This is a genomic window from Pseudomonas sp. RIT-PI-a, assembly GCF_001187875.1.
Lineage (GTDB): Bacteria > Pseudomonadota > Gammaproteobacteria > Pseudomonadales > Pseudomonadaceae > Aquipseudomonas > Aquipseudomonas coleopterorum.
This window is the reverse complement of record NZ_LGIR01000019.1, coordinates 132,014-153,340: the sequence shown is the minus strand read 5'-3', so window position 1 is coordinate 153,340 and position 21,327 is coordinate 132,014. Positions and strand designations below refer to the sequence as shown.

The following is a 21,327-nucleotide window of genomic DNA, read 5'->3' as shown; positions in this document are numbered from 1 at the left end:
GAGCGGGCTTTATGTGTTTCAGATCGCGTCAGGCGCGCTGCTGCGTACCGTCAGAGCGGCTTGCCGCGGTTGCCGTGCTGACTCACGAAGGCTTGTACGGCCGACAGGTCATTGGGCAGTACAGTGCACTTCTCTTCGCGCTCGAACAGATCGACCAGGTGCGGTGGCAGCTCCAGCGCCCTGCCCACACCCGCCTTCTGTACCGCCTCAGGGAATTTGACCGGATGCGCGGTACCCAGCACGACCATGGGCGTATCCAGGCTGCGTCGGCACTCGCGGGCCGCGCGCACGCCAATGGCCGTGTGCGGATCGAGAACTTCGCCGCACTCGGCGAACACCTGGGCGATGGTCTCGCAGGTCTGCTCGTCACTGACCGCCAGCGAGTCGAACAACTTGCGCGCCTCGGTCCAGCGCTCCTGCTCGACACTGAAACCGCCGCCCTTGCGGAAGTTGTCCATGAGGCCGGCAATGGCCGCGCCGTTGCGACCGTGCAGATCGAACAGCAGACGCTCGAAGTTCGACGACACCATGATGTCCATCGACGGCGACAACGTGGCGTGCAGGGTTTCCTTGACGTACTGGTTGCCGCTCATGAAGCGGTGCAGGATGTCGTTGCGGTTGGTGGCCACCACCAACTGGTTGATCGGCAGGCCCATGTTGCGTGCCAGGTAACCGGCGAAGATGTCGCCGAAATTGCCGGTCGGCACCGAGAATGCCACCGAACGCGCGGGCCCGCCCAGCTGCAGCGCGGCATGGAAGTAATAGACGATCTGGGCCATGATCCGCGCCCAGTTGATCGAGTTCACCGCAACCAGCGGCGTGCCCTTGAGGAAGCTCTGGTCGGCGAAGCTGTTCTTGACCATTTCCTGGCAGTCGTCGAAGTTGCCTTCGATGGCGATGTTGTGCACGTTGTCGCCGCCGATCGTGGTCATCTGCCGACGCTGCACTGCCGATACGCGTTCATGCGGGTGCAGGATGAAGATGTCGACGTTCTCGCAGTGCTTGCAGCCTTCGATCGCCGCCGAGCCGGTGTCACCACTGGTGGCGCCAATGATCACCACACGCTGGCCGCGCTTGGCCAGTACGTAGTCGAGCAGACGACCCAGCAACTGCAGGGCAAAGTCCTTGAACGCCAGGGTTGGGCCGTGAAACAGCTCCATTACCCACTCGTTGCCGCCCAGCTGGCGCAGCGGCGCGATCGAGGCGTGGGCGAACACCCCGTAGGTGTCTTCGAGAATCTTCTTGAAATCGGCATCCGGGATGCTGCCGGTGACGAACGGGCGCATCACTCGGAAGGCCAGCTCGTGGTAAGGCAGGCCTGCCCACGAGGCAATTTCTTCCTGGGTGAAACGCGGCAGATTCTCCGGCACATACAGGCCGCCATCGCTGGCCAGGCCGGCGAGCAGGACCTCTTCGAAGTTCAGGGCCGGGGCCTGACCGCGAGTACTGATATAACGCATTGCGAATTCCTCTGGCAGCTGCCGCTTAGTTCAAGTGCTCGACACGGATGCGCACAACCGGCCCGACGACGCCCTGCAAGGCTTCCAGCGCCTTGATGGCATCATTGATGTGCTGTTCGACGACGCGGTGGGTCAGCAGGATCATCGGCACCAGGCCGTCGTGTTCCTCGACCTCCTTCTGCATGATCGACTCGATGTTGATGCCGCGCTCGGACAGGATGCTCGCCACCTGTGCCAGCACTCCCGGATGATCCTTGGCCTGGATACGCAGGTAGTAGGCACTTTCACACGCCTCGATCGGCAGGATCGGGTGGGCGGAGAGCGAGTCTGGCTGGAAAGCGAGGTGGGGAACACGATTCTCCGGGTCCGAGGTCATGGCCCGGACCACGTCGACCAGGTCGGCGACCACGCTCGAAGCGGTGGGCTCCATGCCAGCACCGGCACCGTAGAACAGGGTGGAACCGGCTGCATCGCCGTTGACCATCACCGCATTCATCACGCCATTGACATTGGCGATCAGGCGATCAGCCGGGATCAGCGTCGGATGGACGCGCAACTCGATGCCGCGCTCGGTACTGCGTGCCACGCCCAGGTGCTTGATGCGGTAGCCCAGGGCTTCGGCATAGTTGACGTCGGCCGTGGTCAGGCGAGTGATGCCTTCTGTGTAGGCCTTGTCGAACTGCAACGGGATGCCGAAGGCGATGGACGCCAGGATCGTCAGCTTGTGCGCGGCATCGATGCCTTCCACGTCGAAGGTCGGATCGGCTTCGGCGTAGCCCAGTGCCTGTGCTTCGGCCAGGACGTCTTCGAAGGTACGGCCCTTCTCGCGCATTTCGGTCAGGATGAAGTTGCCCGTACCGTTGATGATGCCCGCTACCCAGTTGATACGGTTGGCCGACAAACCTTCGCGAATCGCCTTGATCACCGGGATGCCGCCGGCAACCGCAGCTTCGAACGCGACGATCACGCCCTTCTCGCGCGCCTTGGCGAAAATCTCGTTGCCGTGCACGGCAATCAGCGCCTTGTTGGCGGTGACCACGTGCTTGCCGTTCTCGATGGCCTTGAGCACCAGTTCGCGCGCGACGGTGTAGCCACCGATCAGCTCGATGACGATATCGATCTCCGGGTTGCCGGCCACTGCGAAGACATCGTTGGTGATGGGGGTACCGGTAATCTGGCAGTTGGGGTTCGGCGAGCGCATCGCAATCTGCGCCACTTCAATACCGCGCCCGGCACGGCGGGCAATCTCCTCGGCGTTGCGCTGAAGTACGTTGAAGGTGCCGCCACCGACGGTACCTAACCCACAGATGCCTACTTTGACCGGTTTCACTCTGAACTCCCCATGAAACGACCGCCCAGATGACGGTCGTGATACTGGCCGCAGGCCCTGAGCCCGCGGCTATTGATGACGTGCGAGTGCCGCTCAGCCTTTCGCGTCGAGCGCCAGCTTGGCCACGTTCGCAGCCGGCTGGTAGCCAGGAATGACCTGCCCGTTTTCCAGCACGATGGCTGGCGTGCCGCTGACACCGATCGACTGGCCCAGCTCGAACTGCTTGGCAACCGGATTGACGCAGGAAGGTGCCTTGATGGTATCGCCCGAGACCATCTTGTCCATGGCCGCCTTGCGGTCCTTGGAGCACCAGACGGCCTGCAGTTGTTCGTCACCGGCCGATTTCAGACCCTGGCGCGGGAACGCCACGTAGCGGACCTCGACACCCATGCGGTTCAGCTCGGGGACTTCGGCGTGCAGCTTGTGGCAGTACGGGCAGGTGGTGTCGGTGAATACGGTAATGTGCGATTTGGTTTCGCCCACCGCCGGGTACACCACGGTATCGGCGACCGGAATGGCGTTGATGGTCTTGGCGATGGCTAGCCGTTCGGTCTTCTCGGTCAGGTTGACCGGCTTGCCGTCCTGAATCTGGAACAGGTAGCCCTGCATGACGAACTGGCCGTCGGCGCTGGCATACAGCACGCGACCGCCCTTGAGCTTGACCTCGTACAGGCCATTGAGCGGGCTTGCGCCCACGCTTTCGATAGGGACTTCCAGTTGCAAGGTCTGCAGGGTCTTGCGAATGGCTTGCTCCGCAGCCGGGTCGGCCACGGCAAAGGTGCTGGCCAACGCAAGGGCTGCGGCGGCGAAAAGACGGGTCACGCGCATGGGAACTCCTGGAGCGACGGACTTGAGGGGCGATGGACGATCAACTCGTCACGGCCCGCTGCATAAACCGGGCAAGCCTACCACATTCATTGGGCAAGACCGACTGCGGACAACGCTCGACACAGAGCCGAATCGTCCGATTTCATCCCCGTGGATGGTGTTTGGCATGCAGATCCTGCAGACGCGCGCGTGCCACGTGGGTATAGATCTGCGTGGTCGACAGATCGCTGTGGCCGAGCAGCATCTGCACCACGCGCAGATCCGCGCCATGGTTGAGCAGATGGGTGGCGAACGCATGACGCAGCGTGTGCGGCGACAACGACTTGGCGATGCCGGCGACCTGAGCTTGATGCTTGATGCGATGCCAGAACGTCTGCCGGGTCATCTGCTCGCCACGCTGGCTGGGAAAGACGACATCACTGGGCCTGCCGCCAAGCAGTTCATGGCGTCCATCGCGCAGGTAGCGCTCGACCCAAACCACGGCCTCCTCGCCCATGGGCACCAAGCGTTCCTTGTTGCCCTTGCCCACCACGCGCAACACGCCCTGGCGCAGATTGACCTGATCCAGGGTCAGGCTGATCAATTCGGTCACCCGCAGGCCGCAGGCATACAGCACCTCGAGCATGGCGCGGTCACGTTGGCCGATCGGCTCGCTCAGGTCCGGCGCCTGCAACAGCGCCTCGACGTCGGCTTCGGACAATGATTTGGGCAACGGCTTGCCCAGCTGCGGCATATCGATCTGCAAGGTCGGATCGCTGCCGATCAGCTTCTCGCGCAGCAAGTACCGGTAGAAACCGCGTGCGCCCGACAGCAGCCGCGCTGTAGAACGCGCCTTGTAACCCTGTTCGACCCGCCAGGCCAGGTGATCGAGCAGCACCTCGCGGCCGGCGGCCTCCAGCGCGATGCCGCGCTCATGCAGCCAGCCGTTGAACAGGGCAAGGTCACTGCGATAGGCGTCGCGACTGTTTTGCGAGAGGCCTTTTTCCAGCCATAAGGCATCGAGGAATTGGTCGATCAGGGGGTGGTCTAGGGCTGGCATCGAGATCGTAGGGTTGTGGGGGTCCGGGGATGATAACAGGGCGCAGAGTCAGGGCGACGCCTTCGCGGGCAGAGCGCGCTCCCACATGAACATTGCCATTGAGCACTCACCTGCCAACACTCGCCCACAAACCTTCACCCACAAAAAAGGCAGCCCGAAGGCTGCCTTTTTCTGCATCAGAAACAAACTGTTCTCAGGACAGTTTTTCCTTGATACGTGCTGCTTTACCAGACAGGTCGCGCAGGTAGTACAGCTTGGCTTTACGCACGTCACCACGACGTTTCACGGCCATGCTGTCGATCTGCGGGCTGTAGGTCTGGAAAGTACGCTCTACGCCAACACCGTTGGAGATTTTACGTACGGTGAAAGCACTGTTCACGCCGCGGTTGCGCTTGGCGATGACAACGCCTTCGAACGCCTGCAGACGGGAACGATCGCCTTCCTTCACTTTCACCTGAACGACGATGGTGTCGCCCGGGGCAAAGGGAGGGATTTCTTTGCTCATCTGCTCGGCTTCGAGTTGCAGAATGATTTTGTTGGTCATGCTGTGCTCCTAAGGCAAATCGTCTGAATTGCCATCGATACGTTAACTATCGTTCCGCTCGCGGAGATACTCCGCCAGCAGCTTGTTCTCTTCTCCAGAAAGCGAGCGTCTTTCCAGAAGATCGGCACGTCGTTCGTAGGTCCGCCCAAGGGACTGCTGCAAACGCCAGCGCCGGATGTGTGCATGATTGCCGCTAAGCAATACGTCGGGAACACGCTGATCCGCATACACCTCCGGTCGGGTGTAGTGCGGGCAATCCAGCAGACCGTCCGTGAAGGAGTCTTCCTCCGCGGAGTCCGCATGCCCCAAAGCTCCGGGCAGCAGTCGTGTAACCGCATCGATCAGGACCATGGCGGGCAATTCACCGCCCGACAGCACATAGTCGCCAACAGACCACTCTTCATCGACATGAGCTTCAATGAAACGCTCGTCGATGCCTTCATACCGCCCGGCGATCAGAATCAGGGATTCGGAAGTCGCCAGTTGTTTCACGGCGCCCTGTACCAGCGGTCGGCCCTGGGGCGAGAGGTAGATCACCTTCGCCGCTTCCCCTGCTGCTGCCTTGGCCTGAACCAACGCGTCTTCCAGGGGCTTGATCTTCATCACCATTCCCGGACCACCGCCGAAGGGCCGGTCATCCACTGTGTGGTGACGGTCCGTGGTGTAGTCCCGCGGGTTCCAGCAGGTCAGTTGCAACAACCCCTGTTTCACCGCGCGGCTGGTAATGCCGTACTCACTGATGGCCGAGAACATCTCGGGGAACAGGGTGATCACTTCAACGCGAAGGGTTGCCATCGCCTAGAAGTCCGCGTCCCAATCCACCCTCATCTCGCCAGCGGCCAGGTCGACCTTCAACACGCATTGCGCCGTATAGGGCAACAGGCGTTCACGATCATCCAGGCTGCCCGCGCAGGGCTTCACCACCATTACATCGTTGGCGCCGGTCTCCAACAGGTGATCGATGGTGCCGAGCAATTGCTCCTGCAGATCGATGACCTTCAGGCCCTGAAGCTGATACCAGTAGTAATCATCTTCGGCCAGGTCGGGCAAAAGGCTGCGCGAGATGCAAATCTCGTAACCGGACAGAAGACGGGCTTCGTCGCGATCATCCAGGCCTTTCAACTTGGCAACCAGATCCTTTTGTGTGGATCGGCCGCTGACCAGCTCTACCTGTTTGACGACAACCCCTTCGCGCTTGAGCGTCCAGGTCTTGTAGTCGAGCAGGTTTTCTATCGGATCGGTAAAGGAAAAGACCTTCACCTCGCCGCGAACGCCGTGTACCGAGAAAATCTTGCCGACGACGATCAAGTCATCAGCGGAATCTGGCGTCGCGTTCATATTGCTCAGGCCGCGGCCTTGGCAGCTTCCTTCAGCAACTGAGCAACACGCTCAGAAGGCTGTGCACCCACGCTCAACCAGTGGTTGACGCGCTCTTGGTTCACGGACAGACGGATTTCCTGACCACGGGCAACAGGGTTGAAGAAACCCACGTGCTCTTTGTGGGAACCGTCACGCGGGTTGCGCGAATCGGTTACGGTCAGTTGGTAAAACGGGCGCTTTTTGGAGCCGCCACGGGCAAGACGGATGGTTAGCATTGAACATCGTTCCTGTAGTCGGTGCTGCAAATCATAATGCACAGCGGGCACACGGGTGCCCGAAAGGCCGCATATTCTCAAGGAATACACGGACATTTGCAAATGCCTTTTTCCGATAGGTCGGGGCTTGCAGCGTGGATTTGCCTATAAGCCGTTGCAAGCAACGGAGTTTGGCCACATGGCCAGGGTATTCATCGGCACGGAAGGTGGAGGTGTGGGAGCAGGCTCCCACAGGGCTCTCGTGCCGACGGAATGCGTTACATCTTGGGCATGCCGCCACCGCCGCCGGGCAGCATGCCGCCCATGCCGCGCATCATCTTGGCCATGCCACCCTTGGTGGAAAACTTCTTCATCATCTTCTGCATCTGCTTGTGCTGCTTGATCAAGCGACCGATGTCCTGCACCTGCGTGCCCGAACCCATGGCGATACGGCGCTTGCGCGAGCCGCTGATCACGTCCGGATCGCGGCGCTCGGCCGGGGTCATGGAGTTGATGATGGCTTCCATCTGCTTGAACTGCTTCTCGGCGACATTCTGGGCATTGCCCATCTGCGAGAGATTCACACCGCCGATGCTGGGCAACTTGTCCATCAGGCCACCGAGGCCGCCCATGGTCTTCATCTGCACGAGCTGGTCACGGAAGTCTTCGAGGTCGAAACCCTTGCCCTTCTTCAGTTTCTTGGCGAGCTTGTCGGCCTTGTCCTTGTCCAGCGACTGTTCGGCCTGCTCGATCAGGCTGAGCACGTCGCCCATGCCCAGGATGCGCGAAGCGATCCGGTCGGGGTGGAACGGCTCGAGCGCTTCGCTCTTCTCGCCCATACCGATGAATTTGATCGGCTTGCCGGTGATGGCACGCACCGACAGCGCGGCACCGCCACGGGCGTCGCCGTCGACCTTGGTGAGGATCACACCGGTCAGCGGCAGCGCATCGCCGAAGGCTTTGGCCGTGTTGGCCGCGTCCTGACCGGTCATGGCGTCGACCACGAACAGGGTTTCGGCCGGCTTGACCGCCGCGTGCAGCTGCTGGATCTCGCCCATCATCTCGGCGTCGATGTGCAGACGGCCGGCGGTGTCGAGAATGACCACGTCGATGAACTTGAGCTTGGCCTCGCGAATCGCGGCGTGGGCGATGTCCACCGGCTTCTGGCTGATGTCGGACGGGAAGAAGGTCACGCCGATATCGCTGGCCAGGGTTTCCAGCTGTTTGATGGCCGCCGGACGGTAGACGTCGGCCGACACCACCATCACGGTCTTCTTCTTGCGCTCCTTGAGGTAGCGCGCCAGCTTGCCGGCGGTGGTCGTCTTGCCCGCACCCTGCAGACCGGCCATCAGGATGACTGCCGGCGGGGTCACCGCTAGGCTCAGCTCCTCGTTGGCGGCGCCCATCATTTCGACGAGCTCGGCCTGGACGATCTTCACGAACGCCTGGCCCGGGGTCAGGCTACGCGAAACCTCGGTGCCGACCGCACGCTCCTTGACCTTGTTGACGAACTCCTTCACCACCGGCAGGGCGACGTCGGCTTCGAGCAACGCCATGCGCACTTCGCGCAGGGTGTCTTTGATATTGTCCTCGGTCAGCTTGGCTTTGCCGGTAACGTGGCGAAGCGTCTGCGAGAGGCGGTCTGTAAGGTTTTCAAACATGTCGCGATCCTTTCTGGCTCTGGTTGAGCCGAGGTTGTGGCGGCAAGAGCAGGCCGGCGATTATAACCAAGAGTGGGTGCCACGGACACTGCGCGGTATGCAGTCTTTCGTCGGCGGGCATTTGATGCCAAACTCAGGCACTTTCCGGCTTGTGCTCCACAGGACCTATGCTCCCTTTGTCACCCAGTCTATTACCCACCCTCGGCGCCGCCTGCCTGTACGCCGCTGCGACTGCCTATCAGGCGACCCGCATTGGCCAGGGCAGCAAGGCTGACAAGCGCCTGCTCTACCTGTTCGGCTTCCTGGCCGTCATCGCCCATGGCTGCGCGTTGTTCTCGCAACTGCTGACACCGCTGGGGCTGAGCCTGGACTTCTTCAGCGCCGCCAGCCTGATCGCCGTGGCGGTGATCGCCCTGACCCTGCTGGCGACCAGTCAGATTCCCGTGGAAAACCTGCTGGTACTGCTGTTCCCCCTGGGCCTGGCCACCATCCTGATCGCGCAGTTCGTGCCCGGCGGGACCGCGCCACTGATCCACGAAGAGCCCGGCATCCTTACACATATCCTGCTGTCCATCCTGGCCTATGGCATGTTCACCATCGCCGTGTTCCAGTCGCTGCTGCTGTTGCTGCAGGATCACCAGCTCAAGCACAAGCACCCGGCAGGCCTGATCAAGAACTTTCCGCCGCTGCAGACCATGGAAAGCCTGCTGTTCGGCTTCATCTGGGCTGGCTGGGTATTGCTGTCGCTGTCACTCATTTCGGGTTGGGTGTTCGTCGAGAACCTGTTCGCGCAACATCTGGTCCACAAGACCCTGCTGGCCTGTCTGGCCTGGATCGTCTTCAGCGTGCTGCTGTGGGGGCGCAACCGCCTGGGCTGGCGCGGACATAAGGCCATTCGCTGGACGCTGGCCGGGTTCTGCCTGCTGATGCTGGCCTATTTCGGCAGCAAGCTGGTTCGCGAATACATTCTGCACATCTGACAGGTCACCCATGGACACTCTGCCCCTAGGGCCGATGCTCGGCGCGCTGGCGCTGGCCATTCTCCTCGCCGCGCTGCTGTGTGCAGTGGACGCGGCGCTGCACACGTTGGCCGCACAGCGCCCCACTGGCCGCAATGGCGATCGCCCGGCGCTGGAGGCGCCTCTACCCAGCCTGGTACTGCTCGCTACCCTGGTCCGTGCTTTGGCCGTGACTTTGGGTGTCACACTGGGCATCTATCTGCGCGGCGCCCATGGCGCCTGGCTTGGGGGTCTGGGTACAGCGATCGCTTTGCTGGTACTGGCCGACTACTTACCACGCCATCTTGCCCGGCGCTATCCACGACCGTTCATCGGCATGGCCAATGCGCTGATGGCTCCGCTGCTCAAGCTGGTCTGGCCGCTGGCATGGTTGCTGGACGGCGCTGCGCGCTTGCTGGTCGTTCCCTTCGCTCGCAAGGAATCCAACCAGGGCGCCCAGCAGGAACCTGCCCAGCCCCGTAGCGTGCTCGATGAATTGGCCGCCGAGGCGCGCAGCAACAAGCCGCACCTGGCCAACAGCATTCATGCCTTGGACAAGATCACGGTCAACGACATTCTCGTGCCGCGCAACGAGATCGACGGCATCAACCTGGAAGACTCGCTGGACGAAATCATCGACCAGTTGATGATCAGCCGGCACACCCGCCTGCCGGTTTTCCACAATGACATCAACCATGTCGAGCGGGTGCTCAACACACGCCAGATCAGTCACTTGCTGCCTCAACGCGAGTTGACCCTGGAAGCCTTGCTGGCCGCCTGCTACGAAGCCTATTTCGTGCCGGAAAGCACGCCACTGCAGATGCAGCTGCTCAACTTCCACAAACAGCAGCGGCGGCTGGGCATCGTCGTCGACGAGTACGGCGAGGTACAGGGCATCGTTACCCTGGAAGACATTCTGGAAGAAATCGTCGGCGAGTTCGAAGATGACGACGCCCTGGCCAACCCCCATATCCACCCGCAGCTGGACGGACGTTTCGTGGTCGAGGGTCAGGCCTCCATCCGTGACATCAACAAGAGCCTGGGCTGGCACCTGCCCAGTGACGGTCCCAAGACCCTGAACGGTCTGGTGACCGAGGCATTGGAAAGCATCCCGGCCAGCGCCGTCTGCCTGAAGATAGGCCGCTATCGGATGGAGATTCTCGAAACCGAGGAAAACCGTGCGTCGCGGGTACTGATCTGGCACGCAAGTAGCCTGCCTGCGGCATGACACCAACTTAGCAAGCCGTCTTGACTGGCGCCGCCGTTCGACAGGCGCCAGTCGACCTACGCCTTACAACTCGACCTTGATCGCCTGCGAGGACCGTGTGGCCTTTGCACGGGCCGCTTCGATCGATTCGTCGCGGGCCAGGGCCACGCCCATGCGCCGCTGTCCATTGACTTCAGGCTTGCCGAACAGACGCAGTGCCGTATCCGGCTCGGCCAACGCAGCTCCAAGGTTGTCGAAGGCGGTCTGGCGGGAATTGCCTTCGACCAGAATCACCGCCGAGGCCGACGGCCCGAACTGACGAACCAGCGGGATCGGCAGGCCGAGAATGGCACGGGCATGCAGGGCGAACTGGGAAAGATCCTGGGAAATCAGCGTGACCAGACCGGTATCGTGCGGACGCGGCGAGACTTCGCTGAACCACACCTGATCGCCCTTGATGAACAGCTCGACACCAAACAGGCCGCGCCCACCCAGGGCTTCGGTCACCGCGCGAGCCACACGCTCCGATTCGGCCAGAGCCACCGGGCTCATGGCCTGTGGCTGCCAGGACTCTTGATAGTCGCCCTTTTCCTGACGGTGGCCGACCGGTGCACAGAACGTCGTTCCGCCCACATGGCGGACGGTCAGCAGGGTGATCTCGTAGTCGAAGTCGATGAAGCCTTCGATGATCACCCGGCCCTTGCCGGCGCGTCCGCCTTCCTGGGCATAGTCCCAGGCAGACTGCACATCGGCAGGCGTGCGCAACAGACTCTGGCCCTTGCCCGAGGAGCTCATGACCGGCTTGACCACGCAGGGGAAGCCAAGGTCCTGCACGGCCCGCTCGTAGTCCTCGAAGGTGTCGGCAAAATGATACGGCGAGGTCGGCAGGTCCAGCTCTTCGGCAGCCAGGCGCCGGATGCCCTCACGGTTCATGGTCAGTTGGGCCGCACGCGCGGTCGGCACCACGGTGAAACCCTCGGACTCCAGCTCCACCAGAGTGGCCGTGGCGATGGCCTCGATCTCGGGCACGATGTAATGCGGCTTTTCCGCTTCGATGACCGAGCGCAAGGCGGCGCCGTCAAGCATGTTGATGACGTGGCTGCGGTGGGCAACCTGCATGGCGGGCGCATCGGCGTAGCGATCGACGGCAATGACTTCGACGCCCAGGCGCTGCAGCTCGATCACCACTTCCTTGCCCAACTCGCCGCAGCCACACAGCAATACGCGGGTCGCGGTCGGCGACAGGGGGGTTCCGATACGGGTCATTTCAGGTCCTCAGGGAAGCGTCTGGATCGAGGGGCAGCACGCACGCCTGCCCGACAGGGGCGGGCATTTTAACCCAACACGGCGTTGCGCGCGCCAGTACCGCCGCCCGAGGGCACGAGCTCGACTAAAGGCTCGGCAACATCAGGCCCTGGGCCACGGCGCGCTGATGAGCCAGACGCAGGACGTCGCGACGCTGCTCGTCGCTCATGCGCCCCCACTGGGTGATTTCGACTGCGGTGCGCTGGCAGCCTGTGCACACATCGTCCTCGTCCAGTGCACACACGCTGATGCAGGGTGACTTGACCGGCTTGGGTAGAGGATTCATGAATCCTGCTCGGTCAGTTCGCGCGCGTAACGCTGGGCATTGTGGACGTAGTGCGCGGCGCTGGCTTCGAGCATGCGCTTCTGGGCTTCGGTCAGTTCGCGCACGACCTTGCCCGGTGACCCCATGACCAGCGATCCATCGGGAATTTCCTTGCCTTCGGCGATCAGCGAGTTGGCTCCGATGATGCAGTGCTTGCCGATCCTGGCACCGTTGAGGATAACCGCGTTGATCCCGATCAGGCTGAAGTCGTCCACGGTGCACCCATGCAGCATGGCATTGTGGCCAATGGTGACGCCGCGACCGATGGTCAGCGGCACGCCTGCGTCGGTGTGCATCACGGTGCCGTCCTGAACGTTGCTGTGCTCGCCGATATCGATCAGTTCGTTGTCGCCGCGCAGCACGGCGCCGAACCACACGCTGGCGCCGGCCTGCAGACGCACCTTGCCGATCAGGGTGGCGTTGGGTGCGGTCCAGCTGTCGGGATGGGTTTCGACGCGAGAGTCGCCCAGACGGTATTTCATGTGATGTCCTCGAGGCAGCAGCGAGCGGCACGGCACTTGGCCGAGCGACGCTCAGATGGCGGTGTAATGCTCGGGAGGCCGGTGCAGGCTGATCCGGGCGTCGTACATCAGGTTGACCAGCTCGACGATCATGATCGCCGACAACCCCCAGATCTTGTATTCGCCGAAGCGGTAGCTGGGCACATACCAGCTGCGCCCCTGGTAATCGATGCGGTGGGTATGTTCGCGCGGATCCTGGCGGAAGAACTCCAGCGGCACCGAGAACACGGCAGCGATTTCGGCATCGTTTGGCTGGTATTCGACGTAGTCGGGAATGATCCCGACAAAAGGCGTGACCTTGAGCCCGTGCTTGGAGATCAGCGGGCTGAGCGGACCGACTATTTCCACCAACCCCGGCGGCAGGCCGATTTCTTCTTCGGCCTCGCGCAGGGCCGTGAACACCAGGTCCGGGTCCTGCGGGTCGCGCCGCCCGCCCGGAAAGGCCACCTCGCCGCCGTGGGTGGAGAGCCCCGAGGCACGTAGCGTCAGGACCAGTTCGGGCTCGTCGCTGCGAGTGATGGGCAGCAGCACCGCCGCTTCGGGAAAACGGCTGTCGGTTTCCAGCGTGCGTGGGGTGTGGCTGCTCACTCGGCGCAGTAGCTCGTCCAGCATGGCGTTTCTCGATCCGTGGCCTGCTGGCATGATGCACCAAAAGCCGCTGGCAGCCCAAGCCCGATTTGCCCCGCCGCAGGCTTGCGGCCCTTGGACAGTACGGCCAAGATAGCGGCAGCCATCAAGGATCTCAGCATGAATTTCTGCAGCCATTGCGGCAACCCGGTGACCCTGCGCATCCCCACCGGCGACACACGTCCCCGATTCGTCTGCGGACATTGCCACCTCGTTCATTACCAGAATCCCAAGGTGGTGGCAGGCTGCATTGCCGTATGGCAGGGGCAGGTGTTGTTGTGCCGGCGGGCCATCGAGCCGCGCCGTGGTTTCTGGACCCTGCCCGCAGGCTTCATGGAAAATGGCGAAACTCTGCAGCAGGCCGCCAGCCGCGAAACCATGGAAGAAGCCTGCGCCCAGGTGACCGACCTTGCGTTGTACACCGTTTTCGATCTGCCTCACATCAGCCAGGTGCAGGTGTTCTACCGTGCCGAAATGTCCGAGCCTGTGTTTGCCGTGGGTGAGGAAAGCCTGGAAGTGGGATTGTTCGCGCAAAATCAGATCCCTTGGGCGGAGCTCGCTTTCCCCACCGTCGGGCGTACCTTAGAATACTTTTTCGCTGACCGGCTGGAGCACAACTATCCGGTCCGCAACGAGTGTGTGGGGCCGCTGCTCGCGCAGCCGCCTCAGACCTGACCCGACGCACCGGCACCCGCGGTGCGTATTCATTGCAGGAATACTCCATCGATGCGCTGCCTGACCGCCCTGTTCTGCCTGTGCTTCGCCGTGAGCGCCCAGGCGGCCTTCACCGTTACCGTGGAACGCAAGCCGGTTGACCAGATCGGCGTTGCGGCGAAACCGGGCAAGCGCCTGGGCGTGGACCCGATCGACAAGGTGCTGGTGCTCAAGACCAGCCGCCAGTTGCAATTGATCAGCGGCGGCGAGCCGCTCAAGAGCTATCGCATCTCCCTGGGCAAGCAACCCAACGGTGCCAAGGAACGAGAGGGCGACAAACGCACCCCCGAAGGTTTCTATTGGCTCGACTGGCGCAAGGTCAGCGATCGGTTCAACCTGGCCATGCACGTTTCCTACCCCAATATCAGCGACGCGGCCCGGGCTCGCCGCGAGGGCGTTCCACCCGGCAGCATGATCATGATCCACGGTACTCCGATCGACGCGGAGTACCCGGAATGGTACTTCGCCACCCTGGACTGGACCGATGGCTGCATCGCCATGAAAAACGACGACATGCGAGAGGTGTGGAGCCTGGTCAAGGACGGCACGATGATCGAGATCCGGCCTTGAGCCGAAGGCTTTCTGCAGCGGCGCAATCGTGACGGTCCTTCAGGCATCATAGGAACCATCCTACGAGTGGTTCCTTTTTCTAATCCTCGCTTTCCCACTGTCTGTCAGATTCTTCCTACCTACAACCCTTCTCCCCTGCCCGTTCCCTGGGAAGTCCTGCCTCATAAAGTGGCCCCCTATTGATTGGTCGACAACTGGGGCTGGGCTGCAATGACGATTTTCCGCAAAGACTGCCTGTTATCCATGCTGTTATTGGGACCTGCCCTGGCGCTGGCCGAAACAGGCGTGCCCAAGCTGGATGACCAGATTTTGCGCCAGTTCGATAGCCAGCGTCTGGAGCGCGAAGCGACCGAACGAGCACAACGACTGGAAACCCTTCATAAAGACACAGCGGTGCAAGCGCCGGCCGCCCCCCAACGGGTCGAGAGCGATGCCGATTGCTGGCCGGTTTCCGCCGTGCAGGTGCAGGACAACCATCTGCTGGATACCGATACGCTGCAAGCCGTTCTCAAGCCTTGGGTTTCGCCGTGCATCGGCGTCAGCGACATCAATCAGATGCTGCTCGCGCTGACGGGTGCCTATGTGAAGGCCGGTTACATCGCCGCCCGACCTTACGTCCTTCGGTTGCCCGAAGCCGATGGCGAACTGGTCCTCGCCATGCTCGAAGGCTTTATCGAGTCGATCGAAATCGCCGATGGCAGTACCGATCTGGCGCTGGGCAGCGCCTTCCCCGGAATGATTGGCCGACCGCTCAAACTCACCGATGTGGAAAGTGGCCTGGACCAGCTCAACCGTTTGCGTTCGGTCGACCTGACCCTGGACATCGCGCCCGGCGAGCAAGTGGGCGGCACGCGGATCATTCTGCGTCCGCGAGGCACACGCAGATCCTGGACCTTGGGCGCCGGTCTGAACAACCGCGGCAGCGACAGTTCCGGGCGGCACCAGGCGCAATTGAGCATGAGCCTGGACAACCCGTTGCACCTCAACGATTCGCTGGCTGCCAGCTATGCCCACAGCCTGGACGGTGGCGCAGGCTTCAGTCGCCAAGGTGGGCTGTTCTACGAAATACCCTACGGGCGCTGGACGCTGAATACCTTAGCGAGTCGTTTCGAATCGCGGGCACCATTGGCTAATCGCCACAACGTGGCGCAGAGCCTGGAGAGCTACGGGCTCAAGCTGGACCGTAGCCTGTGGCGCAACCAGACCACGCTGCTCAACGCACACCTGCGCCTGGACCAGACTCGCACCGACCTGCTGTTCGACGGCACGACCGTGCGCAACGGCCGCACGACGCTGAGCGTTGCCAGCTTCGGGCTGAACCTGACTCACCTGGGCGATTCGGTGTGGAGTGGGTACCTGGGCTACTCCCGCGGGCAGGGTTGGCTGGGGAGCGATAGCACACCGCTGCGCCATGACGCGCCCCAACCGCGTTTCGAAAAGTACCGGGGCACGGTCACTCGCCGTTCGCTGTTCAACCTGCTCGAACGGCGCTGGGCCTGGAACACCGAACTGGATCTTCAGTACAGCCCCGACCCGCTGCCCAGCCTGGAGCAGTTGCGCCTGGCCGGCAGCGGCAACGTGCGTGGCTACCGCCTGGACAGCCAGCCGGTGTCCAACGGCGCCACCCTGCGCAACACCCTGAGCACCTCTCACCTGCTGGCCCCCGGCCTGTACCTGACACCCCGTGCCGGGTTGGACCTGGGCTGGGGCCAGCACACCTACAACCAGGTCCAGACCCAACAGGCCGTCGGCCTGAGTACGGGTGCGGCCCTGAGTTGGACCGATGGACAGCTGACTCTGGACTATCAACGCGGATTGCATCGGCGCACCAGTACATCACCGGAGCCAGGTTTCTGGACCTTCGGGCTGTCGCAAGCCTTTTGAAACACGCGTTCTGACATGGAAGTTCTGACACGGAAGTTCTGACCAACACGTTCTGAAAAACTTCTAAAAACAGGTACACATCCCCATGAAAAAACCATCACGTTGTGTTCAGCGCGACACCTTGCGCCTGGCGATTGCCAGTATCGTACTGGCCCCTTACATGGCCAGCGCCGACGTCATCCAGCCCGCCTTCGAGTCGGGGCCTACACCAGTCATCGTCAACGGCTCGGGCCGTGCGCCTGTCGTCGATATCGTCGCACCCAACGCCGCCGGCCTATCGCACAATCGCTACGAGCAATACAACGTCGGCCTACCTGGCGTGGTGCTGAACAACAGCTTGCAGGCCGGTCAGGCCCACGTGGGTGGAGAGTTCCAGGATGTCCAGGCCAATGCGCAGTTCAGGGGTCAGGCCGCCAGTACCATTCTCAATGAAGTGATTGGTCGGCGCCGCTCCGATATCAATGGCGAGCAGGTGATCTTCGGCCAGGCAGCCGACTACGTACTGGCCAACCCCAACGGTATTTCCCTGAACGGCGCGCGGGTGAACCTTGGGGTGAATAATCAGGCGACCTTCCTGGTGGGTCGGCCTCAGGTCGAGAATGGCCGTATCGCCGGATTCGACACGGGCGGTACGGTCGACCCTCGCGCGGCACTGCGGGTGAACGGTACAGGTGTCACGGTGAACGGCGGTTCGCTGGCCTTGATCGCGCCGAGGATCGACCAGCAAGGTCAGATCAATGCAGAGCAGAATCTCGACATTCTGTTAGGCAGCCACCGGGTCGATGCCAACAGCCTGGCAATCAGCAACATTCAGCAGAACAGCTTCAAGACCGATGCGCAGTTGGTGGGGGCCATGCATGCCAATCGGATCAATATCCTCAGCACGCGCGAAGGTGCCGGTATCAACATGGGCATCAGCCGGATCGAGGCGCGGCAGGGCATCGATATAGCGTCCCAAGGCAATCTGAACATGGCCAGCACCGCCCTTCGCGACGGCCTGGCGACCCAGGGCGAATTGAACGCTGGTGACGGCGATATTCGCCTCAGCGCGGTCGGTGATCTGAGCCTCAAGTCGGTGCGCGCGCGCGGCGCGTCGATTACCGCTGATGCCGGTGCCAACCTGAACCTGGACACTTTGACCCGCACCACTGAATCCAGCCTGAGAAACGGCGTGGAAAACGACTGGTACTTTCTGCCTGCGGGCGCAACCATCACCACAGTCGATAAAAGACGGGTCGAACCCCTGACCAACAGCCTCGACGCAACGCACAATGTAACCCTGAGCGCAGGCAACAACGCCAAGCTCGCCGCCACCCACATCAGTAGCGGCGGTGAGATTGCCGTGCGCGCGGGCGACACGCTGGAAGGGACCGCCAATGTCGATCAAACCCTGGACCGCGTGACCGTCAGCAACCAACGCCAAGGTGCGCAGCGCCTGGACAGCACCGCCACGCAGACGGCGCAAACCGCCGCGTCCAGCCGCCTGGACGGACAATCGATCAGCCTGGCCGGGCGTGCCGTCAAGGTCACCGGCAGTGATCTGACCAGCCGCAGTGATATCGACCTGTCGGGCACCGACTCGGTGGACATCGGTACCGTCGCCCTGCATGGCTCGGTGAAGCAAAACAGTCGCGAAGGGCACGTGATCGTCCGGCGCTCGCGCACTGAGATGCACGACCGCGAGAAGACCATCGACCACCGTGGCAGCCAGCTGACGGCGGACGCCGGCAAGGTCGAGGCCAAGGCCGATCGCGTGGACCTTGTCGCCGCGCAGGTCCGGGCCAAGGATATCGTCCTGCAAAGCGGTTCCCAAGGTCTCACCATAGAAGGCGTACAAGCGCACAAGCGCCTGGAAAATGCGCGTCTGGATACGGCTCTGTTCAGATCGTCCGATCGCAGCTACGACCGCAGCCAAAGCACCTATCAAGGTAGCTCGCTCCAGGCCAGTGACACCGTGAACCTGGAGAGCCAGTACGACACTCAGATCATAGGCTCGAGCATTTCGGCCAAGGGCGATCTCAAGGTCAAGACTGAGGGTCATTTGACTGTCCGTGCCGGTGAGCAGAGCAGCGAATCCACACTCAAGGGCAAGGACTGGAACCTGACGGTGTTCGTCGAGGCTGCCGGACCCGGCTCGGGCCAGCCAGTCGACGATGCGCAAGGCGCATCTGGACAAGTGAACGTAGGCGCAGGGTTGCGCCAGCAGTGGACATTGGACACCGCACAACTGACCACCCACCAGGCCAGCACGCTAAAGGGCAAAAACGTCACGCTGGAGGCTGGAGAAACCTTGGCCATGCTCGGCTCGTCGGTCGAGGCCGAGCAGGACGCGGTGCTCACGGCTCAGGACATCCGCATCCTGGCGACACAGGCACTGCGCAGCTTCCGCAATCAGGAAACCGGGAGGACCGTAGGCTACGAGATCACCTCAGGCCTCGATCGCGTGGGTGTGGCGTCCACATTCAGCCTGCAGACCGACACCGATGGGCGCAGTGAAAGCGTGCACACCCGCAGCACCGTCAAGGCGGGTAAGGACGCTCGCCTGACAGCGAAAACGCTGACCACCCAGGCGGCGCATGTGGAAGCCGGGGGGCTATTGCGAGTGCGCGCCGATGAGGTTCGCAACCAGGCTGTCACCGACGCCACCAAGACCGCCCTGGACTACAACAAGATCAAGCTCAGCGCAGGCATTTCGTTGGACTACGGTGCCATAACCCGCCAGGTACAGAAGCTGTGGACGGGTGTCGATCAGACCAGCCTGTATTCCACCGGCCTGGAGGACAGCCTGCTGCCGTGGAGCGTGGGCATCAATCTCAAGGGTGACTACCAGGATCGCAACAGCCAGTCGCTGACCCACATTGCCCGCGTCACGGAATTCAAGGGCGGTGACATCGATATTGCCGTCACCGGCAAGCTGCACGACATCGGGACCCAGTATGAGAGCACGGTCGGAGCGATCGCCTTGAGCGCTGGCAGCCATACCCTGGACGCTGCTCGAAACAGCGTGCGCACCACCATCGACGCACTGGGGGTGGACGCCATCGCTCGGCTGGAAACGTCGATCGGTGCCGACTGGACGTTCGGCGCCGCTGCCCGGGGCCACAGCAGCGCTCAGCACAAGACCGTCGAAACCGCCGTGGTCGGCAGCCTGCTTGGCAAGAAAGGTATCGCCATCCAGTTGGGCACCGATGGTGTGTATGAAGGCACCCTGATGAGCAGCGAAGAAGGGCCGATCAGTATCGACAGCGGGGGCAACCTGCAACTGCGCCAGGCCAGCAACAGCATCGTCAAGCATGACGACGGGACCCGTGGACGCGGTGCGGTGCAAGTCAGTGGCACTGTGGTGCCGGCGCCCGTGATCACCGGCGCAGCCATCGGCGGTAGTGGGCAGTACACCGAACTCGACAGCACGCAGACCATCGGCGTGGGCGGTCGATTCGATACGCCGGGTGCAGTCACGTTGACCGCCGGGGGCAATGTGATCATGCAGGGTACCGATATCGGCTCGCAGCAAGCCCCTGTCGGGAGCCTGTCCATCAATGCCGGCGAGAGTGTCGTGGTACTTGCCAGCATCGATACCGCCACAGCGCAGGGTAACGTCTATGGCGGCAGCGGCTCGCTGAGGGTCAGCGCGCAGCCGGCAACGGGTGGCAGACCACTGGCGGGCGGTGCAGGTTTCGAGTTCGGCCAGACCGACGAAGATTCGACGCTGCGACGCGGCGCGCAATGGCATGTGCTCGGCGACATGGCGGTGACAGCCGGCAGCGACCATGCTGCAGCCATATTGCTGGAGGGGCTGCAGGCCAACGCCGGCCGTATCGCACTGGACGCCAGCAAGGGCGGTATTCACATCAACGCAGCACGCTCTACCAGCGAGCGGGATAACAAGCTGATTTCCGCCTCGTTCAACCTGGGAGGGCAGGCAGGCGGTGCAAACAGAACCTATTCGCTCGATGAGTTCGCTGCACAGTTCAAGCTCGACTACGACAAACTGCAGAGCAGCACCTATGCCAACGCTCGGTTGACCGCAGGCACGGTCGACTTCAACAGCCCAGGTGAACTGCGGCTGGCCGGTGCGCAGGTGCACGCCGATCAGGTCAACGGCTCGGTGGGCAGTCTGCACGCCCGCAGCATGAAGGACCATGTCGATGCCATCACCGTCAAGACCGAGGCCGAAATCGGCATGGGCGGAGATCCGTGGGGGGCAATCGGCGGCCTGGCGAGCGTGGCAGGCGAATGGGGTACCAAGGCCAAAGAGCGCTTGGACCAGCTGAACGCTGCCTACTCGCTGCCCGTCTCGGCCAAGCTCGGCTTCGACATGCGCCGCGAACTGCGTGACACCGTGGCACACAGCACGGTCCTCAATGGCCGGGACAGCATCGGTCTGGAGGTCACTCACCAGACGCGGTTGGAAGGTGCACAGTTGCAGATTGCCAGCGACCGGGTGGCGCTGAACAACGACCGTCTGCAGACCAGTGACCTGGACTCGCGCGACCGGTTGGTGACTGTGTCGCTGCTGGCCCTGACCCCTTCGTTGGGCGCGATCAAGGACGTATACGACCATCTGCAGAAGGACAAGCCGGAAGAACTCACGATCGACACCGGGCTGTTCCGTGAGGGCGGCCACAACCGCACCCAGTACCTGACAGGAGGTGTGGAAAAACTTTCGCTCTGACCTTCCATTGCGACCCCGTGGAACCGGGGTTGCACACCTCTCTGCGGCCTGACAATCGTTTAGGC

19 protein-coding genes are annotated in these 21,327 nt (G+C 62.3%); 6 read left to right on the top strand and 13 right to left on the bottom strand.

Going from position 1 to position 21,327, the window contains the following annotated elements; all coding sequences use genetic code 11:
• Positions 1-50: 50 nt before the first annotated feature.
• From thrC to ffh, 9 genes are all read right to left on the bottom strand, one after another.
• The gene (gene thrC, locus AC788_RS14430) at positions 51-1,460 is read right to left on the bottom strand and encodes a threonine synthase (RefSeq protein ID WP_049861280.1); all 1,410 of its coding nucleotides are present in this window, start codon (positions 1,458-1,460) and stop codon (positions 51-53) included.
• A 25-nt stretch (positions 1,461-1,485) separates the two neighbouring features.
• Positions 1,486-2,790, bottom strand: a complete 1,305-nt coding sequence (locus AC788_RS14425) for a homoserine dehydrogenase (protein WP_049861279.1) — start codon at positions 2,788-2,790, stop codon at positions 1,486-1,488.
• Positions 2,791-2,883: 93 nt separating this feature from the next.
• Entirely contained in the window at positions 2,884-3,618 is a 735-nt protein-coding gene (locus tag AC788_RS14420) for a DsbC family protein (protein ID WP_049861278.1), read from the bottom strand.
• Positions 3,619-3,760: 142 nt separating this feature from the next.
• Positions 3,761-4,657: a site-specific tyrosine recombinase XerD gene (gene xerD / locus AC788_RS14415; RefSeq protein WP_049861277.1), complete on the bottom strand. Its 897-nt coding sequence runs from the start codon at positions 4,655-4,657 to the stop codon at positions 3,761-3,763.
• Between the two features lie 193 nt (positions 4,658-4,850).
• Positions 4,851-5,201 (bottom strand): 50S ribosomal protein L19, encoded by a 351-nt coding sequence (gene rplS, locus AC788_RS14410; protein ID WP_049861276.1) that lies wholly within the window; start codon positions 5,199-5,201, stop codon positions 4,851-4,853.
• A 42-nt stretch (positions 5,202-5,243) separates the two neighbouring features.
• Positions 5,244-5,996: a tRNA (guanosine(37)-N1)-methyltransferase TrmD gene (gene trmD / locus AC788_RS14405; RefSeq protein ID WP_049861275.1), complete on the bottom strand. Its 753-nt coding sequence runs from the start codon at positions 5,994-5,996 to the stop codon at positions 5,244-5,246.
• Between the two features lie 3 nt (positions 5,997-5,999).
• Positions 6,000-6,539, bottom strand: a complete 540-nt coding sequence (rimM, locus tag AC788_RS14400; RefSeq protein WP_049861274.1) for a ribosome maturation factor RimM — start codon at positions 6,537-6,539, stop codon at positions 6,000-6,002.
• A gap of 5 nt (positions 6,540-6,544) precedes the next feature.
• Complete coding sequence (rpsP, locus tag AC788_RS14395) at positions 6,545-6,796, bottom strand: 30S ribosomal protein S16 (protein WP_008366201.1); 252 nt, start codon at positions 6,794-6,796, stop codon at positions 6,545-6,547.
• Between the two features lie 257 nt (positions 6,797-7,053).
• On the bottom strand, positions 7,054-8,436 hold the full coding sequence (ffh, locus tag AC788_RS14390; protein WP_049861273.1) for a signal recognition particle protein: 1,383 nt from the start codon (positions 8,434-8,436) through the stop codon (positions 7,054-7,056).
• Positions 8,437-8,603: 167 nt separating this feature from the next.
• Here ffh and AC788_RS14385 point away from each other — a divergent pair, with 167 nt between their 5' ends.
• Positions 8,604-9,416, top strand: coding sequence for a cytochrome C assembly family protein (locus AC788_RS14385; protein WP_049861272.1), 813 nt, complete (start codon positions 8,604-8,606; stop codon positions 9,414-9,416).
• A 10-nt stretch (positions 9,417-9,426) separates the two neighbouring features.
• Positions 9,427-10,662, top strand: a complete 1,236-nt coding sequence (locus AC788_RS14380) for a transporter associated domain-containing protein (RefSeq protein WP_049861271.1) — start codon at positions 9,427-9,429, stop codon at positions 10,660-10,662.
• A gap of 63 nt (positions 10,663-10,725) precedes the next feature.
• Here AC788_RS14380 and purT read toward each other — a convergent pair whose 3' ends face one another.
• The 4 genes from purT to AC788_RS14360 all read right to left on the bottom strand — a co-directional run bounded on the left by purT (position 10,726) and on the right by AC788_RS14360 (position 13,404).
• Entirely contained in the window at positions 10,726-11,907 is a 1,182-nt protein-coding gene (gene purT / locus AC788_RS14375) for a formate-dependent phosphoribosylglycinamide formyltransferase (RefSeq protein ID WP_049861270.1), read from the bottom strand.
• A 124-nt stretch (positions 11,908-12,031) separates the two neighbouring features.
• Positions 12,032-12,232 (bottom strand): DUF1289 domain-containing protein, encoded by a 201-nt coding sequence (locus AC788_RS14370; protein WP_049861269.1) that lies wholly within the window; start codon positions 12,230-12,232, stop codon positions 12,032-12,034.
• A complete protein-coding gene (locus AC788_RS14365) occupies positions 12,229-12,753 on the bottom strand; it encodes a gamma carbonic anhydrase family protein (protein ID WP_049861268.1) in 525 nt (174 codons plus the stop codon). The genes AC788_RS14370 and AC788_RS14365 overlap by 4 nt, the downstream gene beginning before the upstream one ends.
• 51 nt (positions 12,754-12,804) lie before the next feature.
• Positions 12,805-13,404 carry a CoA pyrophosphatase gene (locus AC788_RS14360; RefSeq protein WP_049861267.1) on the bottom strand — a complete coding sequence of 200 codons (600 nt, stop codon included), beginning with the start codon at positions 13,402-13,404 and terminating at the stop codon, positions 12,805-12,807.
• Between the two features lie 135 nt (positions 13,405-13,539).
• Between AC788_RS14360 and AC788_RS14355 the strand changes: the two genes are divergently transcribed.
• The 4 genes from AC788_RS14355 to AC788_RS14340 all read left to right on the top strand — a co-directional run bounded on the left by AC788_RS14355 (position 13,540) and on the right by AC788_RS14340 (position 21,262).
• Complete coding sequence (locus tag AC788_RS14355) at positions 13,540-14,094, top strand: NUDIX hydrolase (RefSeq protein ID WP_049861266.1); 555 nt, start codon at positions 13,540-13,542, stop codon at positions 14,092-14,094.
• A gap of 51 nt (positions 14,095-14,145) precedes the next feature.
• Positions 14,146-14,703 carry a L,D-transpeptidase family protein gene (locus AC788_RS14350; protein WP_049861265.1) on the top strand — a complete coding sequence of 186 codons (558 nt, stop codon included), beginning with the start codon at positions 14,146-14,148 and terminating at the stop codon, positions 14,701-14,703.
• 243 nt (positions 14,704-14,946) lie between these two features.
• Entirely contained in the window at positions 14,947-16,587 is a 1,641-nt protein-coding gene (locus AC788_RS14345) for a ShlB/FhaC/HecB family hemolysin secretion/activation protein (protein ID WP_049861264.1), read from the top strand.
• 85 nt (positions 16,588-16,672) lie between these two features.
• A complete protein-coding gene (locus AC788_RS14340; protein ID WP_049861263.1) occupies positions 16,673-21,262 on the top strand; it encodes a hemagglutinin repeat-containing protein in 4,590 nt (1,529 codons plus the stop codon).
• The last annotated feature ends 65 nt before the right edge of the window (positions 21,263-21,327 follow it).

Coding starts and splice junctions, on each gene's coding strand:
- trmD (WP_049861275.1), bottom strand. CDS start 5,996: ATGGCAACCCTTCGCGTTGAAGTGATCACCCTGTTCCCCGAGATGTTC.
- rpsP (WP_008366201.1), bottom strand. CDS start 6,796: ATGCTAACCATCCGTCTTGCCCGTGGCGGCTCCAAAAAGCGCCCGTTT.
- AC788_RS14355 (WP_049861266.1), top strand. CDS start 13,540: ATGAATTTCTGCAGCCATTGCGGCAACCCGGTGACCCTGCGCATCCCC.
- AC788_RS14360 (WP_049861267.1), bottom strand. CDS start 13,404: ATGCTGGACGAGCTACTGCGCCGAGTGAGCAGCCACACCCCACGCACG.
- ffh (WP_049861273.1), bottom strand. CDS start 8,436: ATGTTTGAAAACCTTACAGACCGCCTCTCGCAGACGCTTCGCCACGTT.
- AC788_RS14345 (WP_049861264.1), top strand. CDS start 14,947: ATGCTGTTATTGGGACCTGCCCTGGCGCTGGCCGAAACAGGCGTGCCC.
- AC788_RS14350 (WP_049861265.1), top strand. CDS start 14,146: ATGCGCTGCCTGACCGCCCTGTTCTGCCTGTGCTTCGCCGTGAGCGCC.
- AC788_RS14370 (WP_049861269.1), bottom strand. CDS start 12,232: ATGAATCCTCTACCCAAGCCGGTCAAGTCACCCTGCATCAGCGTGTGT.
- AC788_RS14380 (WP_049861271.1), top strand. CDS start 9,427: ATGGACACTCTGCCCCTAGGGCCGATGCTCGGCGCGCTGGCGCTGGCC.
- thrC (WP_049861280.1), bottom strand. CDS start 1,460: ATGCGTTATATCAGTACTCGCGGTCAGGCCCCGGCCCTGAACTTCGAA.
- AC788_RS14385 (WP_049861272.1), top strand. CDS start 8,604: ATGCTCCCTTTGTCACCCAGTCTATTACCCACCCTCGGCGCCGCCTGC.
- rplS (WP_049861276.1), bottom strand. CDS start 5,201: ATGACCAACAAAATCATTCTGCAACTCGAAGCCGAGCAGATGAGCAAA.
- xerD (WP_049861277.1), bottom strand. CDS start 4,657: ATGCCAGCCCTAGACCACCCCCTGATCGACCAATTCCTCGATGCCTTA.
- AC788_RS14340 (WP_049861263.1), top strand. CDS start 16,673: ATGAAAAAACCATCACGTTGTGTTCAGCGCGACACCTTGCGCCTGGCG.
- purT (WP_049861270.1), bottom strand. CDS start 11,907: ATGACCCGTATCGGAACCCCCCTGTCGCCGACCGCGACCCGCGTATTG.
- AC788_RS14365 (WP_049861268.1), bottom strand. CDS start 12,753: ATGAAATACCGTCTGGGCGACTCTCGCGTCGAAACCCATCCCGACAGC.
- AC788_RS14420 (WP_049861278.1), bottom strand. CDS start 3,618: ATGCGCGTGACCCGTCTTTTCGCCGCCGCAGCCCTTGCGTTGGCCAGC.
- rimM (WP_049861274.1), bottom strand. CDS start 6,539: ATGAACGCGACGCCAGATTCCGCTGATGACTTGATCGTCGTCGGCAAG.